This is a genomic window from Paenibacillus sp. FSL H8-0457, assembly GCF_038051935.1.
Classification (GTDB): Bacteria; Bacillota; Bacilli; order Paenibacillales; family Paenibacillaceae; genus Paenibacillus_AQ; species Paenibacillus_AQ lautus_A.
This window is the reverse complement of sequence record NZ_CP150293.1, coordinates 3,948,168-3,969,709: the sequence shown is the minus strand read 5'-3', so window position 1 is coordinate 3,969,709 and position 21,542 is coordinate 3,948,168. Positions and strand designations below refer to the sequence as shown.

At 50.1% G+C, this 21,542-nt stretch carries 15 protein-coding genes and 1 pseudogene; 15 read left to right on the top strand and 1 reads right to left on the bottom strand.

What is annotated here, in order from left to right; genetic code table 11:
* Nucleotides 1-31 precede the first annotated feature (31 nt).
* From MHI43_RS17395 to MHI43_RS17360, 8 genes are all read left to right on the top strand, one after another.
* Nucleotides 32-931: a sugar ABC transporter permease gene (locus tag MHI43_RS17395; protein WP_081746274.1), complete on the top strand. Its 900-nt coding sequence runs from the start codon at nucleotides 32-34 to the stop codon at nucleotides 929-931.
* A gap of 151 nt (nucleotides 932-1,082) precedes the next feature.
* A complete protein-coding gene (locus tag MHI43_RS17390) occupies nucleotides 1,083-1,985 on the top strand; it encodes a carbohydrate ABC transporter permease (RefSeq protein WP_015735633.1) in 903 nt (300 codons plus the stop codon).
* Nucleotides 1,986-2,019: 34 nt separating this feature from the next.
* Nucleotides 2,020-3,033: a glycoside hydrolase family 130 protein gene (locus MHI43_RS17385; RefSeq protein WP_015735632.1), complete on the top strand. Its 1,014-nt coding sequence runs from the start codon at nucleotides 2,020-2,022 to the stop codon at nucleotides 3,031-3,033.
* A 39-nt stretch (nucleotides 3,034-3,072) separates the two neighbouring features.
* Nucleotides 3,073-4,449, top strand: coding sequence for an FAD-dependent oxidoreductase (locus tag MHI43_RS17380; RefSeq protein WP_015735631.1), 1,377 nt, complete (start codon nucleotides 3,073-3,075; stop codon nucleotides 4,447-4,449).
* Nucleotides 4,446-5,453, top strand: a complete 1,008-nt coding sequence (locus MHI43_RS17375) for an SGNH/GDSL hydrolase family protein (protein WP_015735630.1) — start codon at nucleotides 4,446-4,448, stop codon at nucleotides 5,451-5,453. The genes MHI43_RS17380 and MHI43_RS17375 overlap by 4 nt, the downstream gene beginning before the upstream one ends.
* 331 nt (nucleotides 5,454-5,784) lie before the next feature.
* The gene (locus MHI43_RS17370) at nucleotides 5,785-6,180 is read left to right on the top strand and encodes a hypothetical protein (RefSeq protein WP_341283142.1); all 396 of its coding nucleotides are present in this window, start codon (nucleotides 5,785-5,787) and stop codon (nucleotides 6,178-6,180) included.
* Between the two features lie 113 nt (nucleotides 6,181-6,293).
* On the top strand, nucleotides 6,294-6,491 hold the full coding sequence (locus MHI43_RS17365; RefSeq protein ID WP_341283141.1) for a hypothetical protein: 198 nt from the start codon (nucleotides 6,294-6,296) through the stop codon (nucleotides 6,489-6,491).
* Between the two features lie 119 nt (nucleotides 6,492-6,610).
* On the top strand, nucleotides 6,611-7,096 hold the full coding sequence (locus MHI43_RS17360) for a hypothetical protein (RefSeq protein WP_015735628.1): 486 nt from the start codon (nucleotides 6,611-6,613) through the stop codon (nucleotides 7,094-7,096).
* 46 nt (nucleotides 7,097-7,142) lie between these two features.
* On the opposite strand, the gene MHI43_RS17355 is transcribed toward MHI43_RS17360, so the two are convergent.
* On the bottom strand, nucleotides 7,143-8,303 hold the full coding sequence (locus MHI43_RS17355) for an epoxide hydrolase family protein (protein ID WP_036660665.1): 1,161 nt from the start codon (nucleotides 8,301-8,303) through the stop codon (nucleotides 7,143-7,145).
* A 106-nt stretch (nucleotides 8,304-8,409) separates the two neighbouring features.
* Here MHI43_RS17355 and MHI43_RS17350 point away from each other — a divergent pair, with 106 nt between their 5' ends.
* From MHI43_RS17350 to MHI43_RS17320, 7 genes and pseudogenes are all read left to right on the top strand, one after another.
* The gene (locus tag MHI43_RS17350; RefSeq protein ID WP_015735626.1) at nucleotides 8,410-9,264 is read left to right on the top strand and encodes an AraC family transcriptional regulator; all 855 of its coding nucleotides are present in this window, start codon (nucleotides 8,410-8,412) and stop codon (nucleotides 9,262-9,264) included.
* A gap of 378 nt (nucleotides 9,265-9,642) precedes the next feature.
* Nucleotides 9,643-10,683 (top strand): Cfr family 23S rRNA (adenine(2503)-C(8))-methyltransferase, encoded by a 1,041-nt coding sequence (locus MHI43_RS17345; protein WP_036660664.1) that lies wholly within the window; start codon nucleotides 9,643-9,645, stop codon nucleotides 10,681-10,683.
* Between the two features lie 164 nt (nucleotides 10,684-10,847).
* A complete protein-coding gene (locus MHI43_RS17340) occupies nucleotides 10,848-11,111 on the top strand; it encodes a CD3324 family protein (protein WP_015735624.1) in 264 nt (87 codons plus the stop codon).
* Between the two features lie 38 nt (nucleotides 11,112-11,149).
* Nucleotides 11,150-12,479: pseudogene (locus MHI43_RS17335) on the top strand (MFS transporter).
* Between the two features lie 285 nt (nucleotides 12,480-12,764).
* Nucleotides 12,765-14,042, top strand: coding sequence for a cytosine permease (gene codB, locus MHI43_RS17330; RefSeq protein WP_015735623.1), 1,278 nt, complete (start codon nucleotides 12,765-12,767; stop codon nucleotides 14,040-14,042).
* Entirely contained in the window at nucleotides 14,011-15,279 is a 1,269-nt protein-coding gene (locus tag MHI43_RS17325; protein ID WP_015735622.1) for a cytosine deaminase, read from the top strand. Before codB ends, MHI43_RS17325 begins: the two co-directional genes overlap by 32 nt.
* Before the next feature lie 144 nt (nucleotides 15,280-15,423).
* Nucleotides 15,424-21,372 (top strand): S-layer homology domain-containing protein, encoded by a 5,949-nt coding sequence (locus MHI43_RS17320; protein ID WP_036660663.1) that lies wholly within the window; start codon nucleotides 15,424-15,426, stop codon nucleotides 21,370-21,372.
* The last annotated feature ends 170 nt before the right edge of the window (nucleotides 21,373-21,542 follow it).

Genomic DNA, 21,542 nt, shown 5'->3' with positions numbered 1-21,542 from the left:
CCCTTTTCTTTCCCCGAAGGAGGAACCCATCGTGAGTATGAAATGGAAACGGCTAGGGGAGAATGCTCTGTTTCTATCGCCGAGCATCATTTTGACGGCTGCCCTGGGCATCTACCCCTTGATATGGATGCTGCGTTATATGTTTTATGACTATGCCGGGTATGGCGAAGCGCTGTTCGTTGGGCTGGACAATTTTCGTCGGCTGATGCGCGATGCCCTGTTCTGGGAATCGGTTGGCAATACCTTTGTCTACGCCGGAGGCAAGCTGCTGCTGACGCTGCCATTGTCCCTGCTGCTCGCGGTCATCCTGAACGGCAAGCTGCGAGGCGGAAAACTGCTGCGAGGGATCTATTTTATGCCGACGATCATCAGCACCGCAGTTATCTCCGTGGTGTTCTATACGATCTTCAATTCCTATAACGGGATGGTTAACACCGTATTGATGAAGCTGCACCTGATCTCGCAGCCGATCGACTGGCTCGGGCCGAAGCATGCGATGCTTACGGTCATTATTGTGGCGGTATGGGGCGCGGTCGGTAACTATATGCTGCTGTTTCTGGCTGGCTTGCAGAGCATTCCGCAGGATTTGTACGAAAGTGCGGCCATGGACGGCGCGAATGCAGGAAGACGGTTCTGGAGCATTACGCTTCCGATGCTGGCTCCGGTTGCCCAGTTGGTCATTATGCTTGCGATTATCGCATCCCTGAAAGGCTATGAGAGCATTATGCTCATCACGGAAGGCGGACCTATCGGCAAAACCGAGGTCATGTATCTCTATCTGTATAAACTGTTGTTTCCGGTTTCCACGGGATCGCCTGTGGAGCAGCAGCTTGGATACGGCAGCGCCGTTGGCTTCGCAACCGCTGTTATTGTGGGAGCCATCACGGGTTTGTATTTCTTATTAAGCCGTAAAATGAACAAGCTTTATTAGAGTTTCTTTTAAAAAGCCCACTTAACATGATTTTTGAACATGCACTATATGCAACAATAGACGCCAACTTAGCAAAGGCCCTTACGATTTGACAACAACGCCGCAGACCGATTGATCATGAACGGCTGCAGGCGTGCAGGAGGATCAGCAGATGAACGAACAGGTATTACCCCAACAACCGGATGCGCGCGGCAAAATCGCCGCCCGCCCGCCTTCCGGTCACACAGGCAGAATTGTGGGCCGTACGGTGATGTGGCTGTTCTTATTGATAACGGCGATACTGACATTATTTCCCTTGTTGATGACATTGTCCGGTTCGCTCAAGACCGGCGCCGAAATGATGACCGGCGGGAGCCTGCTGCCGGCCAAGCTGCAGTTCGTCAACTATGCCGAAGCCTGGAAGCAGGCTAATTTTGCCCGCTATACCTGGAACAGCGCTTTTGTCAGCATTATGGTTACCGCAGGCACCCTGCTGGTAGCTGCCATGGCGGCTTATGTGGTGGACCGTCGCCATTTTCCCGGCAAATCCCTGTATGTGACGACGCAGGCGTCGATGATGTTTATATCCGTCGGTGCGATCGTGCTGCGCCCGCAATTCGATTTGATGGTCGCGCTGAACCTGAATACCACGCTGTGGGGCGTGATCCTGATTCTGATCAGCGCGCATTCCAGCACATTTTTTATGCTGCTGGGTTTCTTCAAAGCGATTCCCCGCGAGCTTGACGAAGCGGCCATGGTGGACGGCTCCGGGTTCGTCCGAACCTTCTTCCGGATTATTCTCCCGCTCCTGACGCCGGGGCTTGGCGTGGCCGGGCTGTTTGCTTTCCGCCATGCCTGGAACGAATACATTCTGCCGCTGGTATTCACGATGACGAATCCGCAGCTGCAGACGCTCACCGTCGGGCTGGCGAATCTTCGTTACGGTTCTTCCGCGGCCATGCAGATCCATTTGATGATGGCGGGAGCATGCCTGTCGATCCTGCCGATGCTTCTCGCTTATATTGTGGCGAACAAATCCTTTATTCAAGTGACGGCGGGTTCAGTCAAAGGTTAATTTCATAATTCCATATACAAGGAGTTTGATGCATATGAGAGATTCAATCGTGGGACCTTTGTTTTCCAGCCCGATCATGACCCGGCATTCCGCGAATCCGATTCTGACTCCGGGTGATGTGCCCTACGGTCCGGCGATGGTCTTTAATGCCGGAGTTGCCAAATTTAAAGGCAAATATGTTATGGTTTTTCGCAATGACTACGGTGATGAACTTAAAGGGATTGTTGCTCCTCATCATACAACGAATCTTGGTCTGGCCTTCAGCGATGACGGCATAAAGTGGGATGTGCAGCCTAAGCCGTGCTGGTCTTGGCATGATGAAGAGGTCATCCGCGTGTATGATCCGCGTCTAACGGTAATCGGCGAACAATGTTATATGTGCTTTGCGGTCGATACCAAGCACGGGCTGCGCGGCGGCATCGCCGTCACCGAAGATTTCAGATCCTTTGAAGTGCTGAGCCTGTCGCTGCCGGATAACCGCAACATGGTATTGTTCCCGGAGCGGATCGGGGGCAAGTACGTCCGGCTGGAGCGTCCGATGCCTGTATACAGCCGAGGCGGGATAGACCGCTTCGACATGTGGATGAGCGACTCGCCTGACCTGAAATACTGGGGAAACTCCAAGCTGCTGCTGGCGGTTGAAGATGTAGCTTATGCCAATGACAAGGTTGGCCCCGGCGCTCCGCCCGTCAAAACGGACAAAGGCTGGCTGACCCTGTTCCATGCCGTGGACATCGATCCCAGCAGGGGCAAGAACGGCTGGGAGGACAGCTGGAAGAAGCGCTATACGACCGGTATTTTACTGCTGGATCTTGCCGATCCCAGCCGGATCATCGGCAGGGCGGAGACGCCGCTGCTTGCCCCGGAAGCCGATTACGAGACCGATGGGGGCTTCCGCAATCATGTTATTTTTCCGGGAGGCATGATTCTGGAAGATACCGGGGAAGTCAAAATCTACTACGGCGCCGCCGATACCGTAGAATGCCTGGCAACTGCGCATGTAGATGATTTGCTGCATCTTTGTCTGAAAGGCACAGTCCATAAGTAATGATGACATGTTAAAGCTATACAGAATGGGGAGGGTTCTATGAAAGGACATATTACGTTGCCATCCGCCAGCATTCCGGTCAGCCGCGAGGTGGATGTGCTTGTCATCGGCGGAGGCGCCTCAGGCATCGCCGCGGCCATTGCCGCTGCGAAAGGGGGGGCGAAAACAATGCTGGTGGAGCAGCGAGGGTTCCTTGGCGGCATGGGCACGGTTGCGCTCGTTCCGGCTTTCTGTCCCTTTACGGATAAGCGGAAGCCGATTATCCGCGGTCTCGGCCTTCAATTGATGGAACGGATGAAGCAGGCATGCGATCCTCAGTACCTTGAGGAATATCAAGAGATGCTGGATTGGGTGCCGATCGATCCCGAAGTGCTGAAGCGGGTTTATGATGATGCCATTCTGGAAAGCGGCGTGACGCCGCTGTATCACACCTTTGTTTACGATGTTGTCCGGTCTGAGGACCGCCGGAAGGTTGAGGGTGTCGTTGTCGTAAACAAGACAGGACGATCTTTCATTCCCTGCCGGTATATTATCGATTGTTCGGGAGATGGGGATATTGCCGCACTGGCGGGAGCTCCTTTTCAGAAGGGCGGGGAAGCGGGCGAACTTCAGCCTGGCAGCATGTGCTATTTGCTTGCGAATGTAGACCGTCCAAGGTTCACACGGTACCTGGAGGAGAGCGGGGATACGGGCCAACTGCACAAGACGGTGGAGCTGGCGATCGAGGACGGTGCGCTGCCGGAGGGCCGCAAGTCGATCTCCGGCCTTGCTTGGGTCAGCGACTATTTGGTAGGCGTCAACTTCGGCCATGTATTCGGCGTGGACGGGACCCTTGCCGAGGACTTGACGCGGGGGGCGATTGAAGGGCGCCGCACGGCGGAACGCCAGCTGCAGTTCTTCCGCCGCTACGTCCCGGGCTTTGAGCGCGCCCATATGGTAGCGAGCGGGGAGCAGCTCGGCATCCGGGAGACGCGGCGGATCGAAGGGGACTATATCCTGACGGTCGATGACTTCCTTGCTGCGCGTTCCTTCCCGGACGACATTGCCCGCAACGCATACTACATCGATATTCATCTCGCCAACAGCAAAAGCGAAATGACCTTTAACCACCTGCCGCCCGGGGTTTCACACGGCGTACCGTACCGGATCATGCTGCCGGTTGGCTTCGACAACCTTTGGGTTGCCGGACGCTGCGTATCCTCGGACCGAGCAGTGCAAGGCTCCCTTCGGGTGATGCCGAACTGCTTCTCCATGGGTCAGGCCTCGGGAACGGCGGCTGCATTGGCGCTGCGGGACGGCACCGGCTCGCGCGGCATTTCCGTAGCCGAGCTTCAGCAGCGGCTGTTGGAGCAGGATGTATGGCTGGGAGAAGATTTCATTCCGGCTGATAAGCAGAAGGGCGGGAATGCGCCGTGAAGCGGCTTCCATTAACGGATGAGTGGTTTCACGGTGCCGTGTCGCTCGAACACGGGGAGGATGGTATCAAGCCGTGGCGTATTCCTTACATGGATTACGAGCTGTATCCGCCTGGGGGAATCGATGGCAAAGCCGAGATATGTGCCGGTGTTCGCCTGCGGCTGCGGACGGACTCCACCGAGGTGACAGTATCTTTTGCACCGCTTGCGGACGCCGCCGCCATGGATTGCGTTGTAGAAGGTAGACTATGCCAGACGCTCAGCCTGCCCGGCGGAGCAACAGAAGCCTTGTTCAGCGGACTTAAGGACGGAATCAAGGATGTGGAGATTTGGCTCCCTCAAAATATAGGAATAACCGTCACCGGCCTACGGATTGATGCCCATGCCGTCGGAGTCCCGCTGCCGGACACCCGGCCCCGCTGGGTTACGTACGGGAGCTCCATTACCCAGTGCGTCGGGGCTTCCAGCCCCTCCCGCGCTTGGCCAGCCATTGCCGCCGAAGCCTGCGGCTTCAGCTTGACCAATCTCGGCTTCTCCGGCAACTGCCACATGGAACCGATGATCGGGCGTCTGATTCGCGACTTGCCGGCCGATTTCATCTCGATATGTGCAGGCGTGAACATCTATGGCGGGGGCACCTTAAGCCCTCGCATGTTCAAGCCGCTGCTGATTGGCCTGCTGGAGACGATACGCGACAAACACAGGGATACCCCGCTGCTTGTCATTTCTCCGATTTATGGCACAGTCCGCGAAACGCAGCTCAATTCACTGGGCTTCACCCTGCCCGTAATGCGGGAATTCATCCGCGAGACCGTGGAGCTGCTAAGGGCTCGGGGCGATCGCCAGTTATACTATCAGGACGGCTTGAAGTGGTTCGGTCCGGAGGATGAAGCCTTTCTGACGGATGGCCTACACCCTGGAGCCGAGGGATATGAGCTGCTGGGCCGGCGTTTCCGCAATCTTCATGACTTTGCGTTACGGACTGTACATCGAAACGCGGAGTGACGTGCTTCTATTAAATTCGGGATAACCAATGGGAATCATGGCGGATCATTTTTGGACTTTCTTTTGATTGGACGAAAAGAACTTGAAGAACTTAAAGCCGCATCCTATGCGGCTTTTTTGGTTTGAAATATATAAATTCTTGTTGTTACTTAAGTCAGGTGCATTTACTGCTTATTAAGTTAATGGGCACTTTTATGGAATATATTATCCATTTAGGGTTGATGAATTGGTATGTTAAACTATTTTTTCGACTGCAATATGAACTAACATTCGCGAAAATAAACTAGCAACTTCATATAGCAGCAATTAAATCATCCTACTTACAAGATGAATGTATCAGAAAGGAAGTACAGCTTTGCCTAAGCACATAAAGATCTACGCACCAATACTTATTATTATCATCATTATAAACGTTGCGGTGTACAGGCATTTGGAAAACCAGGCATCTGTTAGATACAACAGCCTCCATTCCCTGTATCAGCTGAAGAACGACTCGGCATTTGCCTATTTAGTGAAGCACGCTTCTGAAACGATTCCGCTTGCTGATACGCTGATGGCGATCAGCGAGTCGAAGGAAAATGAAGATCCTGCCAAGATACGGCAATGGATCGATAAGGCGAAGATCCAAGCGGAGGAAATCGATGAGCAGCTATTAACGATCATTGAATTAGCGACACCTTCCCCAACAACGCGGTTCCCAAGCTTTCAGTTAATAATACGGCAATGACAACGGATAACCAGGAGGATATGTTTATTCTCGCTTTTCAGGCAAGGACATGGCGATCGTTATACCAAATAAGCTATTCATATTGGAAGTCTAACCCTAAAACAATTGACGCCATGACCAGAGAAACCTTGCGCTCGCTTGCGACTGAACTCCGTGCGTTAAACCAAACGATTATGTCGTTCAAGGATGCCGCACACCACATGTTTTTCGAGGATCAAATAGAGTCATATAAAGCGGAAATGCTGCGGCAGTTGAAACCACATCTTGAACGATTGAAAAAGATCCAAGAAGACTTTACAGGTCAAAAATAAGACGAATGAATGGAATGGGCAGCATGCTACACCTTAATCTAATGAAGATAATGGGTTTTATAGAAAAATAAACCTCGGCCTGGTAAACTACCAATATAAAGTTTGAGGAGGAACCAGGCTTGAAGAGTTTTGTGAAAAATTCTGGCCGCATCACTATGATGTTGTTCATTGCATTTAGTGTCGGTTGCAGCGCTAGTGAACAAAGCAATCCACGCATCCCAGAAGAGATAGCAACGAAAGAAGCTGTTGAGTCCATGAATATGAATCCCCATGCTGATTCAGGAACCGACGAATTAAGCCAAGCCGGAGAACGGTATGGGTCCAATATTATGTACTCCATTAAGATGTATCTCGAAAGACCGGAAGTTTCTCAAGCATTTTGCAATCAACTTGCCGAAACGATAGAGCTTGGATATGACTTGTATCGAAAGAAGGACATTCCGGAGTTCGAATCTTTGGTAGTCCATATAAAACAAGATAATCGATCAGAGGTAAAGGAGATATATGAGAAACTCATAACGATTTACCCTCTACCCACCAGAACAATCAGAGGTGCAGGCTTCAACAGCACTAAAGACGAAACAGTAAAGGCCGTTGAATCCTAATGAGCACTCATCTATAGCTTGCATGATGAAATAGTTTTGATTTAGATTAATTTCTATTTCCCAATCTGTATGGCTTGTAGAAAGCACGAATGTCACGAGCTAGAAGCTCAGGTTCTTCCATGGCGGTAAAATGTCCGCCGGATGGCATTGAAGTCCAGCGAGTAACGTTTAAGTTACGTGAGGCCCATTCCTTAGGCGGCAGCAAGATGTCTTCCGGAAACAATGCGATGCCTGTCGGTACCTCGATATAGCCCAATGGCGGTAATGAATGTGAATTCTCATAATACATGCGTGTTGACGATCCCATCGTATTCGTAACCCAATAAATCATAATGTGGGTGAGGAGCTCATCCTTGCTGAATCTTTGCTGGAGGTTACCCTTACAATCACTCCATGATCGGAATTTTTCGATCATCCAGCCTGCCAAACCTGCCGGCGAGTCGGAAAGTCCATATGCAAGGGTTTGGGGGCGTGTCGATTGAATCGACATATAGCCACCTTCAAGAGCAATCCATTCCGAAGCGCTTGTCTTGTATCGCAGTTCTTCTTGCGAGAGATTAGCCTGACCAGATGCATTCATGAGATTTCTGATAATGCCGATATCGGTCAGGTGAATTCCAAATAATAACTCGGGATGGTTTGCTGCCAGATATCTTGTAACACCGGAGCCAATATCTCCGCCTGCGGCAGCAAATTTCTTATAGCCTAATTCTTTTGTCATCAGTTTAGCCCACATTTCGGAGACGCGATTATTGTTGAATCCAGGTTGTTTGGGGCTGCTTGAGAACCCGAATCCAGGTAATGAAGGGACAACCACATCAAAAGAGTCCTCGGGATGACCACCATGGCTGGCCGGATCCGTAAGAAGGGGGATGATTTTTTGGTAACGAAGGTAGCTGTCGGGCCATCCGTGAGTAAGAATAATAGGCATGGGGTTAGGTCCTTTTCCACGCTCGTGCACGAAGTGCACATCCATGTCATCGATATTGCAGCTATACTGGGAATAACGGTTCAACTCAGCTTCTTGTGCCCGCCAATCGTAGTGGTCCCGCCAATACGAAACCAGCGACTTTAAATAGCTTAATTCCGTACCCCGTTCCCAACCCGAGTGTTCTAGCTGATCAGGCCAACGGATGTGATGAAGTCTGTATTTGAGATCGGCAAGGATCTCATCGGAGACGTGAATATGATAACGTTCCATCGACATATGGATCTCCTCCTTTAGTTGTTACATCGCTATTATATCCCGCACCTATGTGTGGTACACTGGCTTAAATGAAGCATCTGACTATACGATTTGATAGGTGATTGCTATGCCGCAAGTAGACCGTCACAAAAACCGTACCGTGTACATTGAATTTGCCGCAATGGAGGATTTTAGTGTGCTTCCTTATCCTGAACGTCTTACCCTGGTTCTCATTACGTCAGGAAGTTTTAGCGGGATATTAAACGAACGACCAATTAAAATTTCCGCACCGGGCGTCCTTTGTCTTGCTGAAGAAGATGAGATGAAAGTCGTTGAGAGACAGAACGTGGCTGCACAATCCTTTCGTTTTCACCCTGCATTCCTTAACACCGTAACACTTTCCGAAACGCAGAGTTACATTCCTACGGGTCCGAGTATACAAAGGGGTCTTTCACTTTTTCAAAGAAATGATCGAAACTCTGGTGTACCCCGTGTAACGGAAAAAGCATACCCGCTTATATTCGAGTGGTTCTTCATACTCGGTACGGAAGTGCAAGCGCAAAGTGATGAACGCTGGGTATGCAGAATAAAAAAATACCTCATTCAAATTTTAGGTTTACTTGAGGATCTAAATCATAATAGTGAACAATCCCCGGTTGATTTGGTATTGGAATATATACACACCAACTATCCCAAAAAGATTTCGTTGGAAGATTTGACGAATTGCGCTCATTTGAACCGTGTGACGCTAAATAAGCTGTTTCAAGAGAGATGCGGAAATACAGCTATCGGTTACTTGCTTTCCTATCGTTTAAACGTTGCGTGCGATCTTCTGACACATACAGGTATGAAGCTTGATGAAATTGCACGCGATACCGGATTCGAGTATGACACTTACTTTATTAAGCAATTTCAAGCTAAAAAAGGCATTTCACCTACAAAGTATAGGAACATGACTCGTAAGTTCGCGACTGAACAATAGAAGATGAGGAAGGATCAATAAAAAGTCCGAAGCGGGGAGGAAATGTGCCTGCTATCTAACTCGCCTTGACCGAAATATATATCTTGTGTTAAATTTTTTTCATGTATTAACGATGATGAACAATGGGAGGGATAAAGTGATGACTGCTTCTGAGATTGTAGATGTAAACGTGAACCTGTCATGTAAAGCGATGTTTGACAAGGTTCACATAATTACAAATCAGATACCGGAACTTTATCCTTCTATGCATATATACAGTTCGCGACTTATTTATAGTTAGTCTCTTATTTTTGTATAGGTATAGTTAGGTTAATGTACGCAAAAAGCACCGGTAAGCTGGTGCTTTTTTGCGTTTTCTCCGTTTAAAGGGAGATAGAAATGAAGCATTTATCTAAGTATGAAAAAATACGTAAGATCTTATCGGCTCTAAATCAACCGAATTATAGATATTCGCAAATAACAGAGGCAATCTTCAAGAACAAGATCGGAAATTTCGAAGCAATGAACAACTTGCCTAAGCCTGTAAGAAATGAATTAATCAAAGAGCTTGGAAACAATGTGTTAAGCATCACACCGAAAATGGAGCAGAAATCCAACCAAGTTAGCAAAATTCTGTTTGCTATCCCAGGCGATGAATACATTGAATCCGTAAGGTTAAGTTATCAAACGGGCTGGGAATCCTATTGTATCTCTTCGCAGTGCGGTTGCGGATTTGGTTGTACATTTTGCGCTACGGGAACACTCGGTTTGAAGAGGAATCTTACAACGGATGAAATAACGGATCAACTGCTTTATTTTACTTTGAATAACCATCCCTTGGACAGTGTGTCTTTTATGGGAATGGGAGAGGCACTTGCAAATCCATATGTATTTGATGCTTTGCATTTGCTGACGGATCCTAAACTTTTCGGTTTAGGACATCGAAGGATTACGGTTTCTACCATAGGTTTATTACCTGGAGTAAAAAAGTTGACGAAGGAATTTCCACAGATTAATTTAACGTTCTCGCTTCATTCACCATTTCATGATCAGAGAAGCGAGTTAATGCCCATTAACAATCATTTTCCATTAGAAGAAGTTATGACCGTGTTGGACGAGCATATTCAGCAAACAAAGCGAAAGGTTTACATTGCTTATATCCTGCTAAGGGGTATCAACGATTCAACTAAACATGCTAAAGCCGTTGCTGATTTGTTGCGTGAAAGAGGGTCGTGGGAACATTTATATCACGTCAATCTAATTCCATACAATTCCACTGATGCCACATCACAAAGTTTTGTAGAGTCGGATCAGAACAGCATCAATATGTTCCTTAGAATCTTGAAGTCAAAGGGAATCCATGTCACCGTGAGGACCCAATTCGGATCAGACATCAACGCAGCATGCGGTCAACTATATGGATCAAACGGTAACATTTAATAAGTCGATCAACTAACCAGGAGGAATACAATGTTCTTAAAAAATACATCTATAACACATGTGATTCTCCATGCAGAGCCGGTTTTGAGTATTTGCATGGAGCAGCCAACAAAATAGAAACTGGCTTTGCTGCTTGAACAATAATTTCAAGGAGTGAGTCGTTCGTGAGATATATTAATGCTTCTGTCGTCTTGCCGGAGGAACTAGTAGAACAATTACAGGAATATGTCCAAGGCGAATACCTCTATATACCAGCTAGAAAAGATGAGTTTAAAGTCTGGGGAGAGCTGTCTGGCGCACGAAAAGAAATTAACCAAAGAAATGATGCTATTGTGGATGCGTATTTATCTGGCGCTTCAGTCGAGGAACTCTCAGAATCGTTCTTTTTATCAACCTACGCTATCAGAAAAATAATTTATCAGAAATAATTACCTATGAATCCCTTCAAGCGTGCTAAAATCCAGCACTGTTACTTGAAGGGATTTTTTTAACTATAGGGATCATTCTTGCTGTAACGACCGTTGCGTTTGAAGGACTGGCACTTGTGACGATTGCACCGACCCTGGCTCAACAGTTGAATGGGCTGCATTTGTTCGGTTGGATATCTATTGGCCCAAATCCTCGGAACGATGATTATAGGTCAACGGATCAACCGAATCGGCGTTTTTGCATCGTTTGGCATATCGATTTTTATTTTTGTGACAGGCATCGTGATTGCTGCTGTTTCTGTGAACATGATGATGCTGCTCGCAGGGAGAGCGTTTCAGGGATTTGGTGCAGGGGCTATTGTTACATGCGTGTATTACAGCATTACTCTAGGTTATCCCGATAAACTGAGAACGAAAATACTTGCTTTGTTTTCCGGGGCATATATTTTGCCTGCATTAATCGGCCCTTATATTGCCGGACTCATTGCGGAGTATATGTCCTGGAGATTGGTTTTTTGGCTGGTGCTTCCTTTCATTGGTTTGGCTGTACTGCTGACGCTTCCCGCTTTTCTCAAATTTCCAGTGAGACGGGATTCTGTTCTTAAGAACAGCCGAAAAGAAGGATTTGCATTACTTCTAACAATAGGAACGGGCCTGCTGCTGGTTGGATTAAGCCTGATAACCAATTGGAATGGTATTTTGCTTTCACTGGCAGGATTTGCGATCTTGATTCAGCCTTTGCGAACATTGCTGCCTGCAGGTACCTTAAGCGCTAGAGCAGGTCTGCCAGCTACGATTGCTTCTAGAGCATTCTTCGTGGCTTGCTATAATGCGACTGAAAGCTATGTCGTACTGGCATTGACTGATGTAAAAAACCTCCCTGCAGATGTAGCGGGACTGATTGTAGCCGCGGGTGCGTTACGTTGGTCAACGGCCGCTTGGCTGCAGTCTAAGCTTGATGATAAAGACCACGGGAAGGGACGAAAGAAACGGGTAACAATCGGTATTGGATTTATGATGATTGGTGTTTTATCCGTATTGCTGGCTGTGGGCCTACCTGAAGGGGGAATTGGATTTGCAGCGATTTCGCAGCTTTTCACTGGGTTTGGCATCGGTCTGGCACATCCAACCACCGGAGCCATTGCGCTGCAGCACGCAAAAGCAGGGGAAGAGGGGGAAATATCCGCCAGTCTTCAGTTTACAGATGCCTTTAGTCCTGGATTGAGCATTGGAATCGGCGGCGCCCTCGTTGCGATTAGTCAGTCGCTGAATTTTGGTATATTAACGGGGATCTTATTGGCTTTGTCTCTCCAATTTATCTTCGTGCTCTTGAGTTTTACGATATCCTTCCGCATTAAAGATACTTAAGAGGATTTTAACCATTGGATAATTATAACATTGACAACTGCAGGCTTTTCCAAAATAATAGAATGTAATTGAATACTGGTACCTTTAATTCAGTCCAGAGAGGCTGGCAAGGGCAGCGGATTTTTATAATCACGCGTGATTCAGAGCGTATTCCGTCAGGGATGCTCTGCGTCTTCACGCGGGTTATGATGTGATAGAAGAGGCTACTTGTCAGTGAAGACTTGACGAGTAGCCTCTTTTTTCTGCTTCTTTGGTATCAGAACACTTTAACCTGGAGGTATTCTGATGAGCAAACAAGATCAAGAGTTTTCGTGGCAAGCGGTACCGAAAACGCAGAGAAACCATTTTTGGAAGACGTTATCCGTCATGTTAGGGTTCACATTCTTTTCGGCAAGCATGCTTGCGGGAGGGACGCTCGGAGTCGGCTTGACGTTCATGGAGTTTATTGGAATCGTGCTTGCGGGTAATTTGGCACTCGGTATCTACACAGGAGCGCTGGCACATATCGCTGCAAAAACGGGCCTTTCCACGCATTTGCTGGCAAAATACGCGTTCGGTGAGAAAGGCTCGTACCTGCCATCATTCCTGCTTGGCTTCACGCAGGTCGGATGGTTCGGCGTCGGCGTGGCCATGTTCGCAATTCCGGTTGCCAAAGCGATGGATTGGAACGTGTACCTGTTGATCTTCCTGTTTGGTCTCGCCATGACGGCATCGGCCATCTTCGGCATGAAGTCGCTGGTCATTCTGGGTTATATCGCGGTTCCGGCCATTACCATTCTCGGCAGTTACTCCATGTTCAAAGGCGCAGATATGCTGGGCGGTCTGCAAGGCTTGCTCGATTACACGCCTGAACAGACACTGACCGCGGCAGCGGCACTGACCATTTGTATCGGCTCATTCATTAGCGGTGGAACCTTGACGCCCGATTTTGCACGGTTCTCCCGGACATCGAGGCAGGCGGTTACCGCCACGGTCATAGCGTTCTTCCTGGGGAATTCGCTCATGTTCCTGTTCGGTGCGGTTGGCGCCATGGCTTATAACCTGGCAGATATCTCGGAGGTCATGTTCCTGCAAGGGCTGATCATTCCCGCGATCATCGTACTGGGGCTGAATATTTGGACGACCAATGATAACGCTCTTTACGCTTCCGGACTGGGATTTGCCAACATCACAAAAATATCGAAAAAATTCTTCGTCATCGTAAACGGCATCGTGGGTACCCTATTTGCCATGTGGATGTACAACAATTTCGTCGGTTTCCTCAATGTGCTGGGCGCGGCGGTACCGTCCATCGGGGCCATCATCATCGCGGACTACTTTTTTGTGAAGCGCAGAAACTATAAGCCATTTGCCGACATGACTTTCAAGAAGGTAAACTGGATAGCGATGCTGGCTTGGGCTATCGGCGTGGCGTTCGCTCAGCTTGCTCCAGGCATAACGCCATTGAACGCACTAATCGGTACGGCGGTGGCCTACATTGTGTTGATGCTGATCGCTCCTGTGAAAGAATCCAAAGAAAAGGGGAAAAACAATGATTATACAGAACGCAAAATTGCGGGGTAAAGAAGGTTTGTGGAATATCGTCGTGAAAGACGGAAGGTTTGAGCTAATCACGCAGTCGCTGGAAGCAACGGCGAATGAGGAAGTCATTGACGTGGGCGGCTCGCTTGTGCTGCCGCCGTTCATTGAGCCTCACATTCATCTGGATACAACGTTAACGGCAGGCGAGCCGGAATGGAATTTAAGCGGAACGCTGTTCGAAGGCATTCAGCGTTGGTCTGAACGCAAGGCATTCCTGACGCATGAAGACGTCAAGACGCGCTCCAAAACGGCACTGAAGTGGCAGATGGCACAGGGCATCCAGCATGTACGAACGCATGTGGACGTCACCGATCCAAGCTTGACCGCAGTAAAAGCGATGCTTGAAGTGAAAGAAGAAATGGCACCATACATTGACATTCAGCTTGTCGCTTTTCCGCAGGAAGGCATTCACTCCTACCCGAACGGCGCGGAATTGCTGGAAGAGTCGCTGAAAATGGGCGTTGACGTGGTTGGGGGCATTCCGCACTTCGAATTCACGAGGGAATATGGCGTTGAATCGATGAAGGTTGCGTTTGACCTAGCCGAAAAATACGACCGTCTCATCGACATCCATTGCGACGAGATTGATGACGAGCAATCCCGTTTCGTGGAAGTCGTCGCCAAAGAAGCCTACGAACGCGGGCTGGGCTCCCGCACCACGGCAAGCCACACGACGGCGATGGGGTCGTACAATGATGCATATACCTACAAATTGTTCAGATTGCTGAAGATGGCGGACCTCAATTTCGTCTCCAATCCTCTGGTCAACATCCACCTGCAGGGACGCTTTGACACATATCCGAAAAGAAGAGGGCTGACTCGCGTCAAAGAGCTTCAGGAAGCCGGTCTTAATGTATGCTTCGGTCACGATGATATCTTTGATCCATGGTATCCGCTAGGCACGGGCAACATGCTGCAGGTGCTGCACATGGGCATCCATGCTTCGCAGTTGCTCGGTTACGATCAAATCGTGAATTCGATCGATCTCATTACGAAAAACAGTGCAAGAACGCTGCATATCGAGGACGTGTACGGTATTGAAGAAGGCAAGCCTGCGAACTTCATCGTTCTTGAAGCCGAGAACGAATATGAGGCTATACGCAAACAGGCCGGGGTGCTCTACTCGTTCAGAGGCGGCCGCAAAATCGCCGAAACGAAGCCGCGGGACACGTCGATCATTCTTGAGGGCGGTTCGGAGAAGGTCACTTTCAATAAATAATGAAATGAAGTTTAAAGCTATCGCGTTCTTAGCGATGGCTTTTTTTTATTCAGAATTCGTTTACGAAACACGCAATTACATTTAATATTCGCTTGACCCTTATGCTTTAGGATTTTAGAGAAATAAAGCAAATAGGAGGAGCACATGAAGCGAAAATGGATCGCCGGATTATTATCCGGCATACTGATTGGCAGCAGCTTGTTTGAGCTTGCGCTTGCAAGCAACTCGGCCTATGCGGCCCCTTCGGGAGCAATGCCGGTGTTGATCTCGGAAATTTATCCCGATGATCGGTCGAATCAGCAGACGATCGAAGGCGCGGGCGGGGCCGACCTGTTCGAATATGTGGAGGTTTACAATCACTCGGGAGCGCCGATCTCGTTTAATGACGAATTCAACATGCGTTACGACTACAATACGGGCGTGAAGACGTTAACGGTAACGGACACCGTATACGGCAATCCGGATGGGGTGGTCATCCCGGCGGACAGCCCGGCCGTGCTCTGGGTGGAACGGACAAGCTCATCCATTACCGGAGCAGCCGCTGCCCTGACGGAATCCGATTTCCGCCGGTATCATTCGATTCCCGACCAAGTACCGGTATTCAAGCTTCGGGGACAGGATGGCCTCAACAATACGGACCGCGGCTTATACATAACCCGAAAAGGCGACGACGACGCCGTGATCAGTGGCTTCTATTATACTGCCAATGATGTCGGCGACGGCAAGAGTGTACATCTTCAGCTGCCTCCCGGCGATTCGGCGATGATTCCTTACGCCAGGGAAGCTGCACCTAGCGCCGGAATCGTTGACTTGGGCCAGCTATCGCCGCTTGACAATCGTGCGCCGGAAATCAATCACACGCCCATTGCCTTTACCGAGCGGACACAGCCGCTGACCGTCAGCGCAAGCGTCTATGACGCGGACGGAGATGCGCTGGTAGTTAAGATGTATTACAAAACGGCGGTCAATAGTCCCTACAGCCAGATCGACATGATCGATCGGGGCGGTGATCAATTCGATGCGGTCATTCCGGCCGATCAGTTGACCGGGGATAAGCTGCAGTATTATATCGAGGCAGCGGATGGACTTCAGCAGTCGAGATCTGTCGATTATGAAACGGCTTTAACCGGAGCTTCTGCAGGCGGGGACGTACCGCGTATTCTAATCACCGAAATTCTTCCGAACCCGGCCGGGGATTACCGGTGGGGAAGCGGCAACCAATACGAATACGTTGAAATCTACAATAACTCGGATCAGGTTTTGGACCTCAAGGATTACACCCTCTGGTATCTATATCCGGGCACAACGGCGCCTAAGAGCTGGAAGGTACCGGATCATACCTCGATCGAGCCGTACAGCGCAGCGGTTATCTGGTTCGCGAAGGAAGCCGTGGCTAACGGCAAGGGTTATACGACGACGGCGGACTTCAATCTGCATTTTAACAGCATGCTGAACGACAACGATATTATTTTCTACGATAATTCGAAAGCTTCGGATTTCAATCTTCCGAATTCGCTGCATCGAGGGATCGCCTTGTCCGCGCCGGGACAGGCCAATTCGTACATTGTACAGGCCTGGTACGATCCCAGCGCTCCGGACAGCCCGGACAGGCTGGTCAATGACGTCCGCAATGCGGTCGTTCGATATGCCTATCCGGATGCAGGAACGACCATGAAACGCCTGGATAATCGGATGTACGCCAATCCTGGGAGCATTGATCCGGTTCAGGTGCCGCCTGTTGCAGGTGTCGACATGATTGCCCCGACGCTGCAGCATGAGCAGACCGCCTATAACTTGGGCCAGGGACAGGCTTATCCGGTTTCCGTGATCAGCGATGAGCCCCTTGCTTCCATTGAAGTGCTGATTGGAGCGGCTTCCGAGGAGCCGACAGCGTTTACGGACAAGCATGCGCTGACGCTTGCGTCCCAAGATAATGGACTTTACGTCTATCAAGGCACGATCACGCTAAATGAGATCGGCGTCTATCGGTATATCATTGAAGCTGCCGACGGCAGCGGCAACCGCACGCGGGTTCCATATAACTCCCGAGGCGGCTTGCTAACGGTTAACGAAGAGAATACGGGAACGGAGCTGCCGGAGCCGGGGTTGTCCTTATCAAACGGCAGCATGATCAGCGGAAAGTCATCCTTCTATGCTTACGGCTCCCGGGCTGAAGACGACATCGAAGTTCGCTTTGAGGTCAATCCGCTGCCGCTTCGCAAGGCACTGCCGGGTAAGGTACAGCTGGGCATGCAGACCCGGGGGATCGATCAGATTTACCAAGCGTCGGCAAGCGCGCTGGATGCAAGCGGGGAGACGGTATTTTTCAGCCGCATCCTGCCCAAATACATCGACGGCGCCTGGTCGATGTTCGATATGGCTCCTGACCTGTTCGTCACCGGGACAACGGTTTCCGTGCATACCGGAAATGAGAATGCGCCATATCAAGTCAAAGACCATGACAAGGTATTCGGCAAGAACAACCATGATGATTTTGAAGTGATGAATCTACATCTTGTGCTGCCGGACGGTTCGGTGGTCAAACCGGATAAGGTACTGAACTACCTGGGCAACCTTGGGCAGTCGACCGTAGATTATCGGGAGGATACGTACTACGGATTCGGCGATGCGGATTACGGCAGCAACCCGAACAAGCCGATGATCAGCGACTTCCATTTTCCGATTCCGCAAGACAAGTTCACGGCAAGATATGCCGAGCTCGACACCGCTTCGGTAAAGGACGGGGTATATCCGCTGAGCATGTCGGTGAACGGTCAAGTCTTCCAGTCCATCGACGTGACTGTGGACAACACCGAACCCGAGATTGAAGGGATATCGTATGGGGAAGGGCAATTATTGACCGACGCCATACAGCTCAAAGGGCCGTTCATGCTGGATGTGGTCGCTTCAGATAACTTAACAGGCGTAACGGGCATTAAGGCGGAGCTAGATGGCGAGCCAATCACGCTACCTTATGAAACATCTTCCACGCTGCTTTCGCCGGGCGAGCATATAATGAATGTGACCGTACTCGACGGGGCCGGCAATTCGGCGGAGATTTCTCGCACCTTTATGATCGAAGAGGAGAAACCTCTTCTTCCGGGCGAGGTTTCCCCAGCCGATTTCGCGGAGAAGGTGGGTTTGAATCCGAGCCTAAGAGCACGACTCAGCGATCCGAGCGGAGATTCGATGGACGTTCGCTTCTTGGAAGGGGATAAATATGACTTTGCCCGCGAAGACGGGATCGAAGGCCATTTCAACGTTGCAGACCGGGAGCCTCCGCTCGTGCTGGCGCCGGACGGAGAGAAAGGGATCGGCAAGGAGGAAGTCGAGAAGATGGCTTATCCGGACGGTGAGTATCTTATCACGGATACGGATTCCGGGTTCCCTTATCATCGATTCGAAATCGAGCTGGACGAAGCATGGTCGGAACAGGATACCGTAGAGCTGGACGAAGCATGGTCGGAACAGGATACCGTAGAGCTGCACTGGCAAGGGCGCACGCTTCCGGGCCGTATCGTGACGCTGTATACTTGGGATTATGAGAGCGGAAAGTGGACGGCACTGAAGTCGGCCACCGGTGACGAAGCCGAATCCGACATCGTCTTGACAGCGGAAGTGGATCCTAGCCGTTACGTGCGAAACGGCAAAATCCAGGCCATGGTCCAAGATGAAGTGAAGAGCGCGAATGCGCCGTTCAACATTTTATGGTTTACGGATACCCAGTATTACGCAGAATCGTACCCGGACATTTTCGATAAGCTGGGCGATTGGATCACGGAAGAATATAAGAAGGGCTTGTTCAGTTATGTGATCCATACCGGCGACATCGTGAACGTGGCCGACGACGAGAAGCAGTGGGCCGTAGCCGACCGGAATTTGAAGAAGCTGGACGAAGCGGGCGTACCGTATGGCGTGCTGGCGGGCAATCACGACGTCATCATTGACGGCGTGGACTACTCCTACTACGGGAAATATGTCGGGGCCGACCGGTACAAGAACAATCCATGGTATGGCGGCGAAATGGATAACAACCGCAACCATTACGACCTCGTGTCGTTCGGAGGCCACGACTTTATTTTCCTCTATATCGGCTTTGGGCTGGAGGATACACCGGAGACGATCGCTTGGGCCAACGAGGTGCTGAAGAAGCATGCGGACCGCATCGCGATCGTGGGCATGCACGCTTATTTGGAGAGCAACGGCACCTTGTCCAATATGGCGCAGAGCGTTTTTGACCAGGTCATTGCGCCAAACAAAAACGTGCAGCTGGTGCTAAGCGGCCATTATCATGCTGCCAACCGGGTCGTGAAAACGGTGACGCATCCGGACGGATCGTCAAGACAGGTCATTGAAATGCTGGCGGATTATCAGGGAGGGCCGAACGGAGGAAACGGTTATCTGCGTCTGCTGAAATTCGATCCAACCTCCGGCACGCTGGACGTGGATACGTATTCGCCTTACTTGGACGATTATAATTTCTTTGACGACGCCATTGAGGATTTTACGGAACCGTTTGCGTTCAGGGATATTCAAAAACGGGTGGCAACCGATTATTTTGCGGTCAATGTGTACAAAGATACGCTGATTGGCGAGCAAAAAGACGTGAATTCCGGAGAAATTGCTTCTGCCGTATGGAATGGACGAGAAGCCGATGAGACGTATTATTGGTATATGGATATTACCGATGAATTCGGCGCCAAGCAGCTTAGTCCAATCTATCGTTTTACGACCTCAAAGAAATCCTCACCTCCAGGTGGCGGGAATGACGGCGGCGGAAACAATGGGGGTGGCAATAACGGCAATAACGGAAACAATGGAAACAACGGAAACAACAGCAATAATGGAGGCGGCAGCAATCAACCAGGCCCAAGCAAGCCAGGTGGCACACCGCCGACCACTGGAGCTTCCAGACCGGGAACGATTACGGCGGAAGTCGCAATAAACGGTCAGAAGGCTCAGGCAGCCATCGGCGAATTGGAGCTCAGCGAAGCCTTCGAAAGCGTAACAGCAGATGGGCGGGGAATTAAGACCGTCACGATTCAACTGGACGAAAGCGTCCGAACGTTCAACGGCGAAATCGTCATCCAGGTACCGTCAGCGTACTTGAACCGGAACCACGCACGGGAACGGATCGAAATCGTTACCCCACTGGCAACTGTGAAGGTGCCTTCCAATATGCTGAACAATCTGAAGGAAGCAGGGCAGTTCACGGGCCTCGTGATTCGTCCGGGCAATCAAGGCGGGCTTTCCGGGGACCGACTAGCCGGGATTTGGAACAGACCGATCGTCGAGCTGCTGCTGCAGATCGATGGCAAGACGGTGGAGTGGCCGGGAAGCAGCACACCTGTAAAGGTATCGCTCCATTATGAGGCCAAGGCTGACGAGCGATTGGATCAGCTGGTCGCGTGGGAACTCAATGCAATGGGATCCGTATCCGCTGTCCTAAACGGTTATTACAATGTCGAGCATCGTACCCTGACCTTTGAAACGGGCAAGCTTGGCACGTATGCGATCGCATATAAGCAAGTATCTTACCGGGATATAGACCCGCGCAGCTGGTATGCGGACGCCGTTCATTACCTCTCTGCCAGGGACGTTGTTAAAGGTGCAGGCGGAGGGCGATTTCTCCCACAGGATGAGATCAGCCGGGCCGATTTCCTGGTCATGGCCATGAATGCCTTCGGCATCAAACCAGGGAAAACGGATGACGCCATGAATTTTGCCGATGCGGGGAGCAGGTATTATACGCCGTATTTGTCCGCTGCGAAGCAGCTGGGACTGGTTCATGGAACGGGAGATAACCGGTTTAGACCGGAGGACTCGATCACGCGTCAGGATATGGTCGTCATGCTTCATGCGATGATGGAAGCGGCCGGAAGCGAGTTTCCGGGCGGAGGAGACGACATGGATCGTTATTCCGATGCGAAGGACGTATCCGGTTATGCGCGGGAAGCGATGGATTTCATGCTTGAAGCCGCATTGATTCAAGGCACCGGCGGAGGCAAACTGTCTCCAAAGGCCGTTACCAATCGGGCAATGGCAGCCGAGCTGATGTACAATTACCTAGTCAAAAGCCGGGAAGCCTCATAAACAAAAGAACACATGAGGATCAGGCAAAAAGACATGAATTAGAAGTGCTCACAAAATAAGAACGGGAGAAACTTCCCGTTCTTATTTTGTTGCTTGTATTCTTGTAAGCACTTGATTACAAGAATATACATGCATAAGAGATTGCGAGAATCGAGGCTAGTTTGTCTTAT